The sequence below is a fragment of the Salinimicrobium sp. WS361 genome, assembly GCF_050750585.1.
Lineage (GTDB): Bacteria > Bacteroidota > Bacteroidia > Flavobacteriales > Flavobacteriaceae > Salinimicrobium.
The window spans coordinates 230,564-248,319 of sequence record NZ_JBOJLM010000004.1; the positions used below are offsets into that span (position 1 = coordinate 230,564).

Annotated in this window: 17 protein-coding genes; 7 read left to right on the forward strand and 10 right to left on the reverse strand. The window is 43.6% G+C overall.

Annotation, left to right across the window (positions count from 1 at the left end; all coding sequences use genetic code 11):
- Positions 1–5 precede the first annotated feature (5 nt).
- Both ACQ93I_RS05760 and recA read right to left on the reverse strand, forming a co-directional pair.
- Entirely contained in the window at positions 6–308 is a 303-nt protein-coding gene (locus tag ACQ93I_RS05760; protein ID WP_431697597.1) for a hypothetical protein, read from the reverse strand.
- Between the two features lie 106 nt (positions 309–414).
- On the reverse strand, positions 415–1,428 hold the full coding sequence (recA, locus tag ACQ93I_RS05765) for a recombinase RecA (RefSeq protein ID WP_431697598.1): 1,014 nt from the start codon (positions 1,426–1,428) through the stop codon (positions 415–417).
- Positions 1,429–1,790: 362 nt separating this feature from the next.
- On the opposite strand from recA, the gene ACQ93I_RS05770 reads away from it, so the two are divergent.
- The 6 genes from ACQ93I_RS05770 to ACQ93I_RS05795 all read left to right on the forward strand — a co-directional run bounded on the left by ACQ93I_RS05770 (position 1,791) and on the right by ACQ93I_RS05795 (position 8,447).
- A complete protein-coding gene (locus tag ACQ93I_RS05770; RefSeq protein ID WP_431697599.1) occupies positions 1,791–2,822 on the forward strand; it encodes a rhodanese-related sulfurtransferase in 1,032 nt (343 codons plus the stop codon).
- A gap of 119 nt (positions 2,823–2,941) precedes the next feature.
- Entirely contained in the window at positions 2,942–4,096 is a 1,155-nt protein-coding gene (locus tag ACQ93I_RS05775; RefSeq protein WP_431697600.1) for a PSP1 domain-containing protein, read from the forward strand.
- Complete coding sequence (locus ACQ93I_RS05780) at positions 4,089–4,586, forward strand: gliding motility lipoprotein GldH (protein WP_431697601.1); 498 nt, start codon at positions 4,089–4,091, stop codon at positions 4,584–4,586. The genes ACQ93I_RS05775 and ACQ93I_RS05780 overlap by 8 nt, the downstream gene beginning before the upstream one ends.
- 3 nt (positions 4,587–4,589) lie before the next feature.
- On the forward strand, positions 4,590–6,935 hold the full coding sequence (locus tag ACQ93I_RS05785; RefSeq protein WP_431697602.1) for a penicillin-binding protein 1A: 2,346 nt from the start codon (positions 4,590–4,592) through the stop codon (positions 6,933–6,935).
- A gap of 96 nt (positions 6,936–7,031) precedes the next feature.
- Positions 7,032–7,739: a CoA transferase subunit A gene (locus ACQ93I_RS05790; RefSeq protein ID WP_431697603.1), complete on the forward strand. Its 708-nt coding sequence runs from the start codon at positions 7,032–7,034 to the stop codon at positions 7,737–7,739.
- A 54-nt stretch (positions 7,740–7,793) separates the two neighbouring features.
- Positions 7,794–8,447, forward strand: a complete 654-nt coding sequence (locus tag ACQ93I_RS05795; protein ID WP_266070112.1) for a CoA transferase subunit B — start codon at positions 7,794–7,796, stop codon at positions 8,445–8,447.
- Between the two features lie 109 nt (positions 8,448–8,556).
- Here the strand turns inward: ACQ93I_RS05795 and ACQ93I_RS05800 are convergent, their stop codons facing one another.
- From ACQ93I_RS05800 to ACQ93I_RS05825, 6 genes are all read right to left on the reverse strand, one after another.
- Positions 8,557–8,919: a DUF6616 family protein gene (locus ACQ93I_RS05800; protein WP_431697604.1), complete on the reverse strand. Its 363-nt coding sequence runs from the start codon at positions 8,917–8,919 to the stop codon at positions 8,557–8,559.
- Between the two features lie 113 nt (positions 8,920–9,032).
- Positions 9,033–9,755 carry a 3'-5' exonuclease gene (locus tag ACQ93I_RS05805; RefSeq protein ID WP_431697605.1) on the reverse strand — a complete coding sequence of 241 codons (723 nt, stop codon included), beginning with the start codon at positions 9,753–9,755 and terminating at the stop codon, positions 9,033–9,035.
- Positions 9,709–10,893 (reverse strand): serine hydrolase domain-containing protein, encoded by a 1,185-nt coding sequence (locus tag ACQ93I_RS05810; RefSeq protein ID WP_431697606.1) that lies wholly within the window; start codon positions 10,891–10,893, stop codon positions 9,709–9,711. The genes ACQ93I_RS05805 and ACQ93I_RS05810 overlap by 47 nt, the downstream gene beginning before the upstream one ends.
- The gene (locus ACQ93I_RS05815; RefSeq protein ID WP_431697607.1) at positions 10,890–11,366 is read right to left on the reverse strand and encodes a methylated-DNA--[protein]-cysteine S-methyltransferase; all 477 of its coding nucleotides are present in this window, start codon (positions 11,364–11,366) and stop codon (positions 10,890–10,892) included. The genes ACQ93I_RS05810 and ACQ93I_RS05815 overlap by 4 nt, the downstream gene beginning before the upstream one ends.
- Positions 11,359–12,450, reverse strand: a complete 1,092-nt coding sequence (locus tag ACQ93I_RS05820) for a CNNM domain-containing protein (RefSeq protein ID WP_431697608.1) — start codon at positions 12,448–12,450, stop codon at positions 11,359–11,361. Before ACQ93I_RS05820 ends, ACQ93I_RS05815 begins: the two co-directional genes overlap by 8 nt.
- Positions 12,451–12,476: 26 nt before the next feature.
- Entirely contained in the window at positions 12,477–13,457 is a 981-nt protein-coding gene (locus tag ACQ93I_RS05825; RefSeq protein WP_431697609.1) for a lipoate--protein ligase, read from the reverse strand.
- A 150-nt stretch (positions 13,458–13,607) separates the two neighbouring features.
- Here ACQ93I_RS05825 and ACQ93I_RS05830 point away from each other — a divergent pair, with 150 nt between their 5' ends.
- Positions 13,608–15,779, forward strand: a complete 2,172-nt coding sequence (locus tag ACQ93I_RS05830; RefSeq protein WP_431697610.1) for a DPP IV N-terminal domain-containing protein — start codon at positions 13,608–13,610, stop codon at positions 15,777–15,779.
- A gap of 98 nt (positions 15,780–15,877) precedes the next feature.
- Here ACQ93I_RS05830 and ACQ93I_RS05835 read toward each other — a convergent pair whose 3' ends face one another.
- The gene (locus ACQ93I_RS05835; RefSeq protein WP_431697612.1) at positions 15,878–16,672 is read right to left on the reverse strand and encodes a TIGR04290 family methyltransferase; all 795 of its coding nucleotides are present in this window, start codon (positions 16,670–16,672) and stop codon (positions 15,878–15,880) included.
- 2 nt (positions 16,673–16,674) lie between these two features.
- Positions 16,675–17,751 carry a CgeB family protein gene (locus ACQ93I_RS05840; protein WP_431697613.1) on the reverse strand — a complete coding sequence of 359 codons (1,077 nt, stop codon included), beginning with the start codon at positions 17,749–17,751 and terminating at the stop codon, positions 16,675–16,677.
- Positions 17,752–17,756 lie beyond the last annotated feature (5 nt).

The following is a 17,756-nucleotide window of genomic DNA, read 5'->3' on the forward strand; positions in this document are numbered from 1 at the left end:
CAATATTAAGTGCTGTTGAAAAATTCCGTCGGCATAGTTGCCCACTGGTAGTTCTCCGGGGCTTTTTGTGGAGCTTCAGGAGACCTAAATATAGGAATTTCAGCCGGTTCTGCAACAAAGTGTATTACCGTCTCAATATTTTTTAGTCTTGTAAAATAAACAGGGGGGGATGGTTTTGTAAAAAAGGAAGATCGGGAATCGTGAGAGGTTCCCGGTCTTCCGGAGGAATTAGCCTTTAAAATTTCCCTCTTTAGTATGCCGTTTTCACAGTAGGTGTCGCAGTCATAGATCTGGGAATGATTTTTCATAACGGCATTGGCTGGTTGGGGTCTCTGTTTAAGAGATGCACAAATTGCCAAATGGTTGCGCCTAAAAAGAGAAAATCCCGAAAAAATTCGGGATTTTAAGAGTTTTTTATGCTTTTGCCACTGTCATGGCTTCTTTTATTCTGGTTTCCAGCTCTTCCATTAGATCTGGATTATCCTTTAGCAGGGTTTTTACTGCATCCCGGCCCTGGCCCAGTTTGGTGTCTTCATAGCTAAACCACGAACCACTCTTTTTAATGATCTCGTAATCTACACCTATGTCAATAATCTCACCAATTTTAGAAACTCCTTCGCCATACATGATGTCAAACTCGGCAGTTTTAAAAGGTGGAGCTACTTTGTTCTTAACAACTTTAACCCTGGTTTTGTTCCCCTGCACTTCGCTGTTACTATCCTTGATTTGGGTAGATCTGCGAATGTCAAGACGAATTGAGGCGTAGAATTTCAGCGCGTTACCACCGGTAGTGGTCTCTGGGTTTCCAAACATTACCCCAATCTTCTCCCTTAGCTGGTTGATGAAGATCACGGTACAATGGGTCTTGCTAATAGAAGCTGTAAGCTTTCTTAGCGCCTGGGACATAAGACGGGCGTGTAATCCCATTTTTGAATCTCCCATTTCCCCTTCAATCTCGCTCTTAGGTGTTAAAGCAGCAACAGAATCAATTACGATAATATCTATAGCTCCCGAGCGAATCAGGTTATCGGCAATTTCAAGAGCCTGCTCCCCGTTGTCGGGCTGCGAAATGATCAGGTTATCAAGATCAATTCCCAGTTTTTCAGCATAAAAGCGATCAAAAGCATGTTCAGCATCAATAAATGCAGCAATACCTCCTGCTTTTTGTGCCTCGGCTATGGCGTGTAAAGTAAGGGTTGTTTTTCCTGAAGACTCAGGCCCGTAAATTTCTATAACTCTTCCGCGGGGATATCCTCCAACTCCAAGGGCAAGGTCAAGCCCTAAAGACCCACTGCGTATCACATCTACATCTACGACGCTCTGGTCACTCATCTTCATTACTGTACCCTTACCATAGGTTTTATCCATCTTGTCAAGGGTGAGTTTGAGGGCTTTTAATTTAGCTTCTCTTTCTTTCTCGTTGCTCATTTAATTCGGCTTCTTTTATATGATATTGCTGCTAAAATACTATAAGTTTTTATATGTGCTAAATTTAATACGCAACCTTTTCTGCTTTTGTGCATCTATTAAATAAACCAACTATCAACATATGAAATTTTTAAAACGGAATATTATTCTAAGTATTTCCGGTAGCCTGGCAGTAGTTAGTCTTAGCTGCAGCTGCCGGGTGGACGGTGGCTAACGTTATTCTTATTTTTAGTTGAAGAATTAAAAGTATTAATAACGAATTAGCCGTTCGAAAAAAATGCCCCGATATCACATCCGGGCATTTTTTCATTTAAACCCTTATCTTTGCGCAAAATTCTTTAACCTTAAATCGTTAGTATAGCATGCAACTGTACAATAAATTAAGCGCTAAAGAAAGGGAAGCACTACTTGAGGAGGCTGGCGAAGACCGGCTTACGCTCTCTTTCTATCAATATGCCAAAATTGGAAATCCGGAGCTTTTCCGGAACCATCTCTTTATCGCCTGGGATCAAATGGAAGTCCTGGGAAGAATCTATGTGGCCCATGAGGGTATTAATGCCCAGCTCTCTGTTCCCGCTAAGAACTTCGGAAAGTTTAAGGATTTTCTCGACGGAATCTACTTCCTCGAGAACGTGCGTCTTAATATCGCCATTGAACACGATATTAAATCTTTCCTGAAGCTGAAGGTCAAAGTTCGTGACAAGATCCTTGCAGATGGGCTAAACGACGCAAGCTTTGATGTTACCAACAAAGGGGTGCACGTGGATGCGAAAAAATTCAATGAACTCATAGATGATCCAAACACCATTCTTGTGGACATGCGAAATCATTACGAGAGTGAGATTGGGCATTTCCAGGGAGCCATGACCCCCGATGTGGATACTTTTAGGGACAGTCTTGATATCATTGAAAAAGATATTCAGGATCACAAGGAAGATAAAAACCTTGTGATGTACTGTACAGGTGGTATTCGCTGTGAAAAAGCCAGCGCCTATTACAAGCACAAAGGTTTTAAAAAGGTGTACCAACTGGAAGGCGGAATTATAGAATACGCCCGGCAGGTACAAAACCTGAAACTGGAGAATAAGTTCCTGGGTAAGAACTTTGTTTTTGACCATAGAAGAGGGGAGCGTATTAGTGAAGACGTGGTTTCTAACTGTCATCAATGCGGGAAACCCTGTGATACTCATGTGAACTGTGCCAATGAGGCCTGTCACCTCCTGTTTATTCAGTGTGAGGAGTGTGCAGAGAAAATGAGTAGCTGCTGTTCTACAGACTGCCAGAACATTGCGGCATTGCCCTATGAAGAGCAGAAGGCATTGAGAAAAGGCAAGGGGAACAGTAACAAGATCTTCAAAAAAGGCCGTTCTGAAGTACTTAAGTACAAGAACTGACAATTAGTTTCTCAAGAGTGCGTTCCATAAATAATGGTATATTTACCTCAATAGTTTTTAATAAGATTCAATCCGGAAAGGGGATAATTTCCTGTCTCCAGGATTTCAATATATAGATTATGGGATGTAACAGTTGCTCGACCGGCAAAGACGGTCAGCCTAAAGGATGTAAGAACAACGGTACCTGCGGGACCGATAGCTGTAATAAGCTCTCGGTGTTCGACTGGTTATCGAATATGGCCCTTCCCCAGGGAATGGAGCCTTTCAATATAGTGGAAGTACGTTTTAAGAACGGACGGAAACACTTTTTTAAGAACTCAGATAATTTGAGCCTTAGCATTGGTGATGTTGTAGCCACCGAGGCTGCTCCCGGCCATGACGTAGGGGTGGTCGCTCTTGTGGGCGAGCTTGTGCGCGTACAGATGAAGAAGAAAAAGGTGCGGCAAGACAGCAGTGAAGTGCTAAAGGTGTATAGAAAAGCTACACAGCGGGATATTGATATTTGGCAGGAAGCCAGGGAGCGGGAGGACAAAATGAAAGTCCGTGCCCGTGAGATTGCCATTCGCTTAAACCTTCAAATGAAGATAAGCGATATCGAGTTTCAGGGTGACGCTTCAAAAGCTACTTTTTATTATACTGCTGAAGAAAGGGTTGATTTTAGACAACTTATTAAAGAATTTGCACGCGAATTCAACACCAGGATTGAGATGAGGCAGATAGGCTTCAGGCAGGAAGCCTCCCGTTTAGGCGGAATTGGTTCCTGCGGAAGGGAATTGTGCTGCTCTACCTGGCTTACCGACTTCCGAAGTGTAAATACTTCTGCAGCGAGATATCAACAACTTTCACTTAATCCGCAGAAACTGGCAGGACAATGTGGAAAGCTGAAGTGCTGTCTTAATTATGAGCTTGATACCTATCTTGATGCATTAAAGGATTTTCCGAAGTCTGAAATAAAACTGTACACCAAAAAAGGTACTGCAGTATGTCAAAAAATTGACATTTTTAAAGGTTTCCTGTGGTATGCTTATGAGGGTGACTGGAGCAACTGGCATACGCTTACGGTAGAACAGGCAAACAAGATCATTGCAGCAAATTCTAAAAAGGAATCTGTTGGTAGTCTTGAAGAATATGCTGTAGAACTGCAGCAGGAAGAGAAACCCGATTATCACAATGTGGTGGGGCAGGATAGCCTTACGCGTTTTGATTCTAAAGGAACAGGGAAGAAAAAGCGCAAGAGCAAACGCAAAAAGAGAAAACCGAAGAAGGATGATTAAAAGATCAGTTTTTTTGCTCTTTTTGGGACTTTTATTTTTTACATCCTGCGATAAAAAACGGGTTTTTGACAGGTATGAATCCATATCCAACGGGGAATGGCAAAGAGATTCTCTTGTAGAGATTCGCTTTGAAGCCCCCGATACGCTTAAAGATTACAATCTTTTTATCAACCTCAGGAATAATTCAAAGTACAATTTCAACAATATCTATTTAATTACCGAGTTAAACTTCCCAAATGGAAAGGTGATAAGCGATACCCTTCAATATGAGATGGCTGCGCCGTCTGGAGAATGGCTTGGCACGGGCTTTGGTGATGTAAAGGAAAGCAAGCTTTGGTATAAGGAGAACTTCAGGTTTACCGAATCTGGTGAATATCTGGTGACTGTACAGCAGGCCATGCGCAGGCGTGACAGCATAGAAGGAATTAAAAAACTTGAAGGAATAACAGAGGTTGGTTTTAGAATAGAAGACATTAAACAACAACAATAATAGATGGCAAAAACATCTGGGAAAGCAAATCAGGAAGCGGCTAAAAAAAGAAATTACAGTCGCTATAAAACCTGGTTCTGGTCAATTTTCGCATTGGGAATTTGTGCTGTAGTACTCCTTTTTCTGCTGGCAAGCTGGGGAGTGTTTGGATCTATGCCCACTTTTGAAGAACTTGAAAACCCCGAGACAAATCTCGCTACCGAGATCTTTTCTTCAGACGGGGAAACATTGGGTAAATATTACAACGAGAACCGTACTCCCATAAAATATGAAGATCTGCCTCAACATCTGGTAGAAGCACTTATTGCTACAGAAGATGAACGGTTTTATGAACATTCGGGCATAGATGCCCGTGGTACGGTGCGTGCTGCTGTTTTCCTAGGGAAAAGAGGAGGAGCCAGTACTATCACCCAGCAGTTGGCAAAACTTTTGTTTACTGAAAATGCTTCCAGAAATCCGGCTGCAAGGGTACTTCAGAAGTTTAAAGAGTGGATCATTGCAACCAGGTTAGAACGACAGTACACTAAAGAAGAGATCATCACCATGTATCTCAATAAATACGACTTCCTCTACCAGGCAGTCGGGGTGCGATCGGCGGCTAAGATCTACTTTGATAAGGAGCCTAAAGACCTTAATGTAGAAGAATCTGCAGTGCTGGTAGCCATGCTTAAAAACCCTATTTTGTACAACCCTCAAAAAGAGCAGTTTAAAGAGAACTCTTTAGAGCGTCGCAATGTGGTACTCAGCCAAATGGAGGCAAATGATTATATCACAGAAGCTGAAGAAGATTCTTTACAACAACTTCCGTTAAATATTAAATTTTCCCCGCAGGGTCATGATGAGGGAGTGGCTACTTATTTTAGAGTATACCTTCAGGGTTTCATGAAAGAATGGATCGAAGAGAATCCAAAACCCGATGGCGGTGAATACAACATCTACCGCGACGGATTGAAGATCTACACCAGTATTGACAGCCGTATGCAGGAGTATGCCGAAGAAGCAGTGCAAATGCATATTGCAAATCTGCAAAAAGAATTCGACAGGCAGAACAGGAACAACAAAACGGCACCTTTTAGGGATATCTCTAAAGAAGAGATCGAAAAAGTTATTTCTGATGCTATGCGGCGTAGTGAACGCTGGAGAATATTAAAAGACCAGGGCCTGTCAAAAGAAGAGATCATCAAATCTTTTGACACTCCTACTCAAATGGAAGTATTTTCATGGAAGGGGAATATAGATACCACTATGACCCCGCGCGATTCCATTTTTTACTACAAGTCTTTCTTCCAGGCAGGGATGATGTCTATGACACCTCAAACCGGGGAAGTTAAAGCCTGGGTGGGTGGAACAAATTTTAAGCATTTCAAGTACGATCACGTAAAACAGGGAAAGAGACAGGTAGGATCTACCTTTAAGCCTTTTGTTTATGCAACCGCAATAGACCAGCTGCACCTTTCGCCCTGTGATACGCTGCCAAAGAGCCTTCACACTATTGAAGCAGGCAAACACGGCAATCAAAATGACTGGACCCCAAGAAACAGTGGTGGTAAAGCCGATGATTATATTGGTATGGTAAGCCTCAAAAAAGGCCTGGCAGAATCAATTAATACGGTAACGGCAAGATTGATTGACCGTACAGGACCCAAGCCGGTGATTGATTTGGTTGAAAAACTGGGGATTGATACTGAAAATATTCCTGAAGTTCCTTCCATTGCCCTGGGAACAGCCGATCTTAGTGTGTTCGAGATGGTTTCGGCCTATAGTACCTTTGTCAATGAAGGCGTTTATGTGAAGCCGGTGATCGTGACACGAATTGAAGATAAAAACAGAACCATTCTTTATCAGCATGTGCCCGAAACCCGCGATGTAATTAGCAAAGAAACCGCTTATGTTACTGTGAACCTGCTTGAAGGGGTTACCCAATATGGTTCGGGAACAAGGTTGAGAGGTGACTGGGCAGTTAACGATCCGTATTACAAAAGTGTGGTCACAGGATATCCCTACAACTTCAACAGGGAAGAAATTCCTATTGCAGGAAAAACCGGAACTACTCAAAATCAAAGTGACGGCTGGTTTATTGGGATGGTACCAAACCTCGCCACCGGTGTATGGGTGGGGGCTGAAGACAGGTCGGTGCATTTTCCATCTATAAGGTACGGCCAGGGTGCCGCAATGGCATTGCCAATATGGGGGACTTACATGAAGAAGGTTTATAATGATAAAGAGCTGAATGTGGCAAAAGGTCCTTTCCCGAAACCCGACGTTGTTACCATTAGAACCGATTGTAGCACTTATGGTGTTGATGAAAGTGACGAAGAAGATCGACTCCCCGATGAATTGGATTTTTAATATATAGCGTATTTATTACGAAAAATTTAGTGGAGGGCCCTTCATATTACGAAGGGCCCTTATTTTTTTGTATTTTTCGGAATAAAACCATCAACAATGATCAATAAAACTGTACAGAATGTTACTGAAGCACTTGAGGGGGTTCATGATGGAATGACTTTTATGCTGGGAGGATTCGGATTAAGTGGAATTCCCGAAAATGCCATTTCTGAACTTGTTCGTCTCAACCTTAAGAAGCTCACCTGTATTTCCAATAATGCCGGGGTCGACGACTTTGGTCTTGGCCTGCTGCTTCAGAAGAAACAGATCGATAAAATGATCTCTTCTTACGTGGGGGAGAACGCCGAATTTGAGCGACAAATGTTAAGTGGAGAGCTTGAAGTAGAGCTTACACCGCAGGGAACGCTGGCAGCCAAATGCCAGGCAGCACAGCAGGGCTTTCCTGCCATCTACACTCCTGCAGGTTACGGTACCGAAGTTGCCATGGGCAAGGAAACACGGGAATTTGACGGAAAAATGTACGTACTTGAAGAAGCTTATAAAGCCGATTTTGCTTTCGTAAAAGCATGGAAGGGAGATAGGGCCGGAAACCTCATATTTAAAGGTACAGCCCGTAATTTCAACCCTGTGATGTGTGGTGCCGCAGCAGTGACGGTGGTCGAAGTTGAAGAGCTGGTAGAACCCGGGGAACTCGACCCTAACCAAATCCACATTCCCGGAATATTTGTACAAAGGATCTTCCAGGGAAAAGATTATGAGAAGCGAATTGAACAGCGAACAGTAAGAAAAAAAGGATCACTTTAAGCCCCCTTTAGGGGGTTTGGGGGCTCAAATCTTCAAATTTTCAAATTGAATAAAATGTTAGATAAAAACGGAATTGCAAAAAGAATAGCACAGGAAGTAAAAGACGGCTACTACGTCAACCTGGGAATTGGGATTCCTACTTTGGTAGCCAATTTTGTGCGTGATGATATAGAGGTAGAGTTTCAAAGTGAAAACGGAATTCTGGGCATGGGACCTTTTCCTTTTGAAGGTGAAGAAGACCCCGATCTTATCAACGCCGGGAAACAAACCATCACTGCCTTACCCGGCGCCAGTTATTTTGACTCGGCTATGAGCTTTGGGATGATACGCGGTCAGCATGTAGATCTCACTATCCTTGGAGCCATGGAAGTGGCCGAGAACGGGGACATTGCCAACTGGAAGATTCCGGGGAAAATGGTGAAAGGAATGGGCGGTGCCATGGATCTTGTTGCCAGTGCCGAAAATATTATTGTAGCCATGATGCATACCAATCGCGCAGGGGAATCAAAGCTGCTGAAAAAATGTTCCCTGCCTCTCACGGGCGTAGGCTGTGTTACCAAAATTGTAACTAACCTTGCAGTGATCGAGGTGACCGGGAAAGGATTTAAGCTGCTCGAAAGAGCACCGGGAGTGAGTGTAGAGGAAATTCAGAAGGCAACCGAAGGGACTTTAATAGTCGAAGGAGAAATTCCGGAGATGAAATTATAAAAGAAACAGACCTGCAAGTTTTCAAAACCTTGCAGGTCTGTTTTTTCTGGTAAAATATACTTCATTCAGACCTACAAGGTCTAAAAAAGACCTTGCAGGTCACTTGAATTTAATCCAAAATAGAAGTCGAATGTTTTTCAAGATTCACAAGAAAATCCATAGCTTCATTTAAAGAAAGCAGCTTTCCGCGGGTGTTAACCTGGCTAAAATATTTATGCCAGTGGGCTTCTTCAATTCCGTCTTCAAACTGTTCCACGGCTTCAAGATTTGGCAGTTTCCAAATTGCAAAATAGCGATAGTCACTTCGGTAAGGGGTATGCTCATCATTCATGGCCCAGCCCACATTTTCAACACCACCACGGCTCATTTCATCAATGGCGCCTTTCACTTTATTCATATAAGCGCGACGATCTTCTTTAGAAAGATCCATCCAGTCTTTGGTTACATTCCATTGTTCTACGTATAAATACATAACAGGTTCGTTAGATTAAACATTCCGTAAGGAGTCTCAAAAATGCCATTTTTGAGACTCTCTATTTTAAATATACTAAAACTTTGACAGGCAGCAGGATAAATAACAGTTCCTTAAGGAATCTCCACGTGCATAATTTCGTCGCTTTCAAGAAGCGGCTCCTGCCTTAGCCTAAGTATTACCTGCGCAATGGCCACCACATCTCTCTCGCAATAAGAAACGATCCTGTTTAGGTCACCTTCTTCATAAAACACCTTGCATACCTGGCTGCCGTCAATATCTTCTTTGGGAGAAGGTATTCCCAGTACATTACAAAGAAGTTTTAGCGAGGTGTAGTGCTTGTGATCTCCAAATTTCCACAATTCGAGGGTATCTAAATGTGGTACTTCCCACGGCTTTTTTCCAAAGAGGTTAAGTTTGTTGGGCAGTTCAATATTGTGAATAAGCATTCTCCGGGCAATGTAAGGGAAATCGAATTCTTTCCCGTTATGGGCGCAGAGCAGGTGTTGGGGTCGGCCAAAATGCCCTTCTATAAGGCCTTTAAAGGCTGTTAGCAGCTCTTTTTCCCCTCCACAGAAGGTTGTTATCCTAAAAGTTCTTTTCTCTCCCTGAAAAGCGAAATATCCTACCGAGATACAAACAATCTTTCCAAATTCGGCCCAGATACCGGCCCGGTCGTAAAACTCTTCGGGAGAAAATTCTTCTTTGCGCTGGTATTGAGATTTTGCTTCCCATAACTTCTGTTTTTCTTCAGAAAGTTCGGCAAAAGTGGCATTTTCGGGAACTGTTTCAATGTCTAGGAACAGCAGGTTGCGCAGCGCTATTTTCTTGATCATGAGCTTCAAGGGTGTTTAACACCTCCTCAAGATAAAAATAAAAATCATTGGGATGTTCTTTATCTTCAGGAACTTCTCCGCCTTCGTGCCCCAATCTTACTATGATGATATTTTTCTTCGGAAGTACGATCACATACTGCCCCAGTATTCCGCGGAAGTAAAACACTTCCTGCCCTTTAAATTCCTCCAGCCAAATACCCAGCCCGTAATGCGGATAATCCTTCAGTTGCGGCCGAATTGATTCTGCCACATAAACCGAATCCAGCAGTTGTTTCCCGTTCCATTTTCCGAAGTTATTGTAAAGCTTTCCGAAGCGGGCAAAATCGCGTGCATTTGAAGCGATACAGCAATAGGCTTTTTCCATGCCGCTTTCTTCGCTGTCCAGCTGCCAAAGTGCGTAAGTCTCCATGCCCATGGGTTTCCAGTAGCTTTCACTCAGGTATTCAGAAACATTTTTTCCCGTTGCTTTCTCCAAAACCATAGCAAGCAGCAGCGTATTCCCGCTCAGGTATTTAAAGTCCTTTCCGGGTTCTTCTACCACTTCAAGATCCATAACGATTTCCCTGATATTGTCATCAAGATAAGCTCTAATGGTCATTGAAAATGGATTGTAATAATCTTCATCCCAGTTCAAACCTGATGACATCGACACAAGATGGCGCAACTTGAGCCTTTCATCAAACTGCGGAAAAAAGTCGGCTACGGGTTGATCAAGATTTTTGATATGACCCTCAAAAATGGCTTTTCCAAGCATTGCTGCCACCAGGCTTTTTGCGACCGAAAAAGAGTTGGTGTGGGAGAGCGGCCCGTATTCTTCGGAATATCTTTCGTACAGGATGCTGTCATTTTTTATGATCAAAAAAGCAATGGTTTCGGCGGCTTCATTCTTCTCCTGAAGTTCTTTTGAAAGATCAAATTGGTTGTAATTCTTGTGCTGCGGCCAGGGTTGGGGCGTTCCGGCTTCTATTTTACGGTTGTCAAAGAATTTGTGATCATCAATGTGGGCGGTAAGATGCCCCTGCAAATAAGTAGACTGAATGCCTTTGAAGATATAATCAAAATTGAACAGGTAGATAAGGCCAACGACAAGCGCCAGGAAAAGAAGGGTTCCAAAAATGCCTTTTTTGACACCTCTCATAGCGCAAGGCTTTGTTGTTTAACCGGCTGTTCGTGATCCAGCAACCACTTTTTTCGCCACAGTCCGCCGGCATATCCTGTGAGCGAGCCGTCGCTGCCAATTACTCTATGGCAGGGAACCAGGATCCACAGCGGGTTCTTTCCATTTGCTGCTGCCACCGCTCTTATCGCCAACGGGTCGCCCAGTTCTTTCGCCAGCTCCATATAAGAAGCAGTTTTGCCATACGGGATGTTTTGGAGGGCCTGCCATACTTTCTTCTGAAAATCTGTGCCTTCAGGATTGAGTTTCAGGTTAAATTCCTTGAGTTCACCCGAAAAATACTGCTGAAGCTGCTCTTTCGCCTCCTGAAGAAATGGCGTAGAAACTGAAGTAGTTTCGGGTATTTCTTCGGTGAGATAAAGCTTTGAGATCCCATGGGCATCCCCTTCAAAAATTGCATTTCCGAGCGGCGTTTTTACCGAAGCTTTATTCATTGCTCTTTTCGTTGATATCGGACTGGTCCTGTTTTAAGAGACCCAGCTTCCTGGCTCTTTTTTCCCAGTTCTCGCGGGCCAGTACCTGCATATCCTGTACGTTGTCACTCTCGTCCATGATCTCCAGCCCCATGAGGGTTTCAATAATGTCTTCCATGGTAACCAGGCCAATAGTGTTACCATAGTGATCTACCACCATGGCGAGATGTGTTCTCTCCTGTATAAAACGATTGAATAACTGCGGAATTGGCGTATCTTCAGAAGTCATGGGGATGTTCCTCTTTAAAGTGCTAAGAGGCTCGGGCCCTTTTTGATCTACCATTTCTTCAAGGATATCATCTTTTAAGACAAATCCTGTAATGTTATTCTGCCTCTTGTCATACAACGGAATACGCGAAAACTTCAAATTTCGATGCTCCCTGTGAAAATCTTCTATACTTCTGTTTTCATCTTCGGTCACGGCAACAGAGAAAGGGGTCATCACGTCTTTGGCCTTCACTTTTTTGAACAGGAGCATGTTCTTGATCACAGTGGTTTCCTGCTCTTCAAAAACACCTTCTTCTTCGGCTACATCGGTAATTGCAATAAATTCTTCCCGACTCATGGAAGACACGTGTGCCGATTTCCCAATAAGTTTTGTAGTGAGCATCATAAGCCACAGCATCCCTGTATATTTCAGTGGTAAAATGAACGCTTTAAGAGATTTCGCAGTAAAATTCCCAAGGTTCTTCCAGTAGGTGGCACCAATGGTTTTCGGAATTATTTCAGAAACAATTAAAATTGCAAGGGTCATTATAGCCGAAACTATTCCCACAGCGTTACCGCCGTCGCCATATACCTTCTCTGCCTGTACCCCCACAAGAATTGCCCCTACTGTGTGAGCTATTGTATTGATGGTGAGAATTGCGATTAAAGGCTTGTCAACGTCTTGTTTGAGTTTGGTAAGGGTGCGGGCGTAACCTTTGCCCTCTCTCAGTTTTATCTTGAGAAATGAGGGTGTAAAGCTTAGAAAAGCAGCCTCCAGGATTGAACACATGAAGGAAAAGAAAATAGCAAGGACCGCATATAAAATAAGTAATTCCATTCAGGTTGTTTAAGTTACTAATAGGTTTAAAACATGATTGCTACGAGATCATCTTCGGTGATCTTATTGAAGTATTCACTAAAATCAAACTGAGATAATTTTTCACGAATCATCTTTTCTTCGTGCCTGGTATTTTCCAGAGCCTCTTCAATAGGGCCTATATCACGAATATGGAAAAAATCGCCGGTAATCTTCACCTTTTGAATGATCCCGTTGGTCACGTTCATATTCATCTCTACAGTGCCACCCGGGGTGCGGGCGCCCTGCTTAAAGTTATAGTCGGGCGAGTAGCCAAAATTCCATTCCCAGGTGCTGTACTTCTCATCCCTTATCTTCTGGATTGCAGCCAAATCTTCATCGGTAAATTCGTAAAGACGCGCATCTTCGAAGTTGTGGATAATGTAATCCATGATCTTATTCGTGAACTCATCAAGGCTAATCTTTTCGGGGAGGTGATCACTAATATTGGTCACGCGATTGGGAACCGATTTTACGCCTCTGTCCTTGTATTTTAAAGGGTTGATCTTAAGCGCCCCGCTCACATCTGTCATTTCTGAAGAAAAGAGCAGCGTACCGTGATGCAGCACCTTGTTCTTAAAAACGTGCTCGGCATTGCCCGAAAATTTTTTCCCCTCAATGGTGAGGTCATTACGGCCTTCAAATTTTGCGTTCACTCCCAGTTCCTTGAGCACCGCAATGATTGGCCGCGTGTAACGTTCAAAATCTATCATTTCATAATTCTCACCCGTGCGGGTAAACGAGAAGTTGAGGTTGCCCAGGTCGTGGTACACTGCACCGCCGCCAGAGAGCCGCCTCACCACTTTTATCCCTCTTTCTTTTACATAGTCGTGGTTGATCTCTGCCTGGGTGTTCTGGTGTTTGCCTACAATGATCGCATTATCATTGCGCCACAGCATAAAACAGTCTTCTTTGATGTGTTTAAAAATATACTCATCTGTAGCTATATTGAAGTAAGGGTCTGTAGAATGATGTTTTATACAAAGCATGTTGTGATAGTATTTCTTCAAAAATAAGAAAGCTGAGACGGAAACTTCCCAAAAGTGAATTAATTCTGCACTTTTTGACAGGTAAACGTGTGTATTTTTTACAAAAACTACTTTGTGTATCTTGTCCCTGAAGTTTTCTAAAATAAAATCATGAAGAAAATCCCATTTTTGAGCAGCCTGTTTTTGCTGACGTTTTTAAGCACTTTTGCCCAACAGCCTGTCAAACAAGTTACGGCTGAAGATTACGCGCAGGCAACAAAATTCCTTCGTTTTAATACCAATGATCTGGTTTACCGGAGTAATGTAAGGCCAACCTGGCTTGATGATGGCCGCTTCTGGTATAGGATTAATACTTCGGAAGGAACCGAATATGTACTGGTAGATCCTTCTTCAGGACAAAAAAAGATTGCTTCTTCTTTAACCGAATTGCTTCCGAAGAAAGAGGAAAAGAGAACAACGCCCGAAGTTTCACGAAATGAGATCCTCTCGCCCGATGCCAAGAAGGTGGTCTACATCAAAGACTGGAACCTGTGGCTGCGCAATCTCGAAACCGGGGAAGAAAAACAACTCACCAAAGACGGGATAGAAAACTTTGGTTACGCTACAGATAATGCCGGGTGGAGAAAGAGTGACAGGCCTATTGTGCTCTGGTCGCCCGATTCTAAAAAGCTTGCCACCTATAGGCAGGATCAAAGGCACATTAGCGATATGTACCTGGTGGAGACAAAGGTTGGTGCACCAAACCTGCAAAAGTGGAAATACCCGCTGCCCGAAGATGAAGAGGTGATCAAGATACATCGTGTGATCGTGGAGGTAGATGACCCCAAGGTGATTGAACTGCAAACAGAGCCCGATGCGCGCCGCGGAACCTTATGTGATGATATTTCCTGCAGTGGTGCTTTCGACGATAATTATTGGAATGAAGATGCTACAAAACTTGCGTTTGTTTCTACTTCCCGCGACCATAAAGAGGCCAAACTGCAATTAGCCGATGCTGCTACCGGCGAGGTAAAAGAAATTTTTACTGAAACTGTAGAAACTCAGTATGAATCGGGGCAGGGCAGCATCAACTGGAAGTATTTGCCAAAGAGCAACGAGATCATCTGGTATTCTGAAAGGGATAATTGGGGGCACCTGTATTTGTACGACCTCAATACCGGTAAACTGAAGCAGCAAATTACCAAAGGAGATTTTGTGGTGACCCGGCTGCTTCATGTAGATGAGAAAAATCGTGTGCTTTACTTCGAGGCCAATGGTAAGGAAGCAGGGCGCGACCCCTATTTTTCACATTTGTACCGGGTAGATTTCAGCGGAAAAAACCTGCAACTCCTAACCCCCGAAAATGCCAATCACAACATTTATTTTTCTCCAGATCACGAATATTTTGTTGATAGTTATTCCACGCCAACCACGCCACCTGTTGCGGTGCTTCGGAATAAAAAGGGAAAGAAAATTGCCATTTTAGAGGAGTCAGATATTTCCCGATTAAAGGAAATCGGTTGGAAAGCGCCCGAACCCGTTACGGTAAAGTCGGCAGATGGGCAGTGGGATCTTTACGGCCTCATGTTCACGCCCACTCATCTTGATGAAAACAAAAAGTATCCGGTGGTGAATTATGTTTACCCTGGGCCGCAGGGAGGTAGTGTGGGAAGCCGAAATTTCTCGGCCGCACGCAGCGATCATCAGGCGCTGGCCGAACTTGGGTTTGTGGTGATCCTCATTGACGGTTCGTGTAATCCGGGTCGTTCCAAAGCTTTTCACGATGCCTGTTACGGAGATATTTCAGGAAACACCTTAGAAGATCAAAAAGCCGGAATTAGACAACTGGCTCAAAAATATCCTTTTATAGATGCCGAGAATGTTGGGATCTGGGGGCATTCGGGAGGTGGTTTTGCCGCCGCTGCAGCAATGTTTCGCCATCCCGAATTTTATTCGGTAGGAATTGCTGAGTCTGGTAACCACGATAACCGCAATTACGAAGATGACTGGGGAGAGAGGTATATTGGCTTAATGACCAAAAGCCCCGATGGCAAAGATAATTATGATGCGCAGGCCAACCAGAACTACGCCGAAAACCTGCAGGGAAAGCTTCTGCTGGCCCACGGCGGATTAGATGACAATGTGCCGCCTTACAATACTTACCTGGTTGTTGACGCGCTTATAGATGCAAATAAGGATTTTGATCTTATTATTTTCCCCAATGCCCGCCATGGGTTTGGAGAAGATTCTTACTACATGATGCGTCGCCGCTGGGATTATTTTGTGGAGCACCTGCTTGGAGCCACTCCACCCGAAAATTTTGTTATCGAACCTAAACGCTAAAACATAGAGACCTGTGAGGTTTTAAAAACCTCACAGGTCTTCTTTTTTAAAACTCATAGTTTCTTTTTGCTTCGGAGCCGTAATTTATTACGGCTTTACTACTTCTTGGTTTTTTTATCTATCTCTTCTTTCCAGTCTTTACCCACTGCCGAGAGATATTCAGAATAATTCCAGGTGTCGAGGCTGGAGTGCAGCGAGGCATCTTTTTTAGCCACGTAGGTTTCATCTTCGGGCATGGCGGTTACTTTGAGTCCGCAGCTTTGCAGCATCGAGATAATGCCCTGGTGGTTTGGAGCCCACCAGTTAGTGGGGTCTCCCGCAAGTTTATGTTCAATAAATGCCATTTTTGGCCAGGCATCTTCTTTCATGATCTCCCGTTTATGAAATTCCACATCTTCGGGCACTTGCATTTCTTCCTGCCCGGGCAGGGAAAGCGTTTGGAAGACCATCATTTTTTTCACTTTTTGAGATAAAATGTCAAGGGCCAGCATAGGGTAGCGCAAATGGTAAAAAACGCCCATAAACCAGATGAGGTCAAACTTTTCTTCGGAATGGGCAAGGTCATACACCTGCATTTGTTTAAACCTGATCTTATCGTCAAGGCCAAATTTTTTTGCTGCCCATTTTGCCTGCTTCAGGTAATGTTCATCAAGATCTATGGCCAGCACATCGGCCCCGCGTTTTGCCAGTTCCAGCGAGTAAAACCCGGCATTGCAGCCAATGTCAAGTACTTTCCAGCCTTCAAGATCCTGCGGAATACTCTCTTTGATCTTTTCCCATTTAAAACCGGGAAAATCTCCCAGAAAATGATTGGGAGCCGTTTGAGTACCATCGGGTAAATGGATATTATGGAACCAGGGTTCGAGTTCTTTTACTTCAGTTTGCGTAGACATATTTAAACTTTTTCTGAAGGCTGGTGTACCTCCTTCACATAATTTATCAATTCTTTTGCTCTCGCCCGTGCAGTGTGAGATTTCAGTACTTTTTGCCTGGCGTTTTCGCCAATCTCCTTTCTCTGTGATTCCAAAGTATTTCTGAAATATTCCTCTACTTCGTCGCTGCTTCGGGCAATGAGGATCTCGGTGCCCTGATCAAAAATGCTGTGGATGCCATCCCAGTAATCTGAAATTATCGGCACACCACATGCTGCAGCTTCAAACAGCCGCACGCTGGGGGAATAACCTGCTTTTATCATATCCTGCCGGGTGACATTCAGGGTAAATTCCTGCGAGTTGTAGAACTTACGGTGTTCAGCAGGAGGGAGGTGGTCAATGCGCTCTACATTTTTAGACCACTCATAATCTTCGGGATATTGCGGCCCTGCAACCACAAATTTTTCCGAAAAAAAGTTAGCGGCAGGTTTGTTGAGCAATTCTTCTACTGTAGGTTGCCGGTCATCGCTGTAAGTTCCAAGGTATCCCAGCTTAAAGTCTTTTGGTTGATCTTCGGGGTAATAAAGATCGGGGTCTACCGAACAATATAACGCTCTCGCCATAGGAGAACCATAGTGATCTTCGAGATGCTTCAAAATTGGACCTCCCGAAAATGACAAATAAAGATCATATTTTGGAATGATATTGGGGTCGAGATATTCGTAGTCTTTCCTTTCCAGTTTGGCCAAAGTTACGGGCGTATCAATATCGTAAAAAGCTGTAACGCCGTTGGCAGTTTCTATGGCCCAGTTGCCCACTTCTACCCCTTGCTGCACATAAGAACCTACTATGACCACATCGGCTTCGGCAACTTCTTTTTTATAGTCGGTTTTTAGCTCTTCATTGGTTTTATAGAGGCCTACCTTACAAAAATCGGGTGCAGGCATATCGCGGTGGGGCGAATACCAGGGTACATCTTTCTCGAGGAACAGTATGTCATGCCCCAGCGCCTTTAGTTCTTTGAGAAGCGCACGATAGGTGGTGGCGTGCCCGTTTCCCCATGATGAAGTGACCGAAAGTCCTATAATAACAAATTTCATTGGTT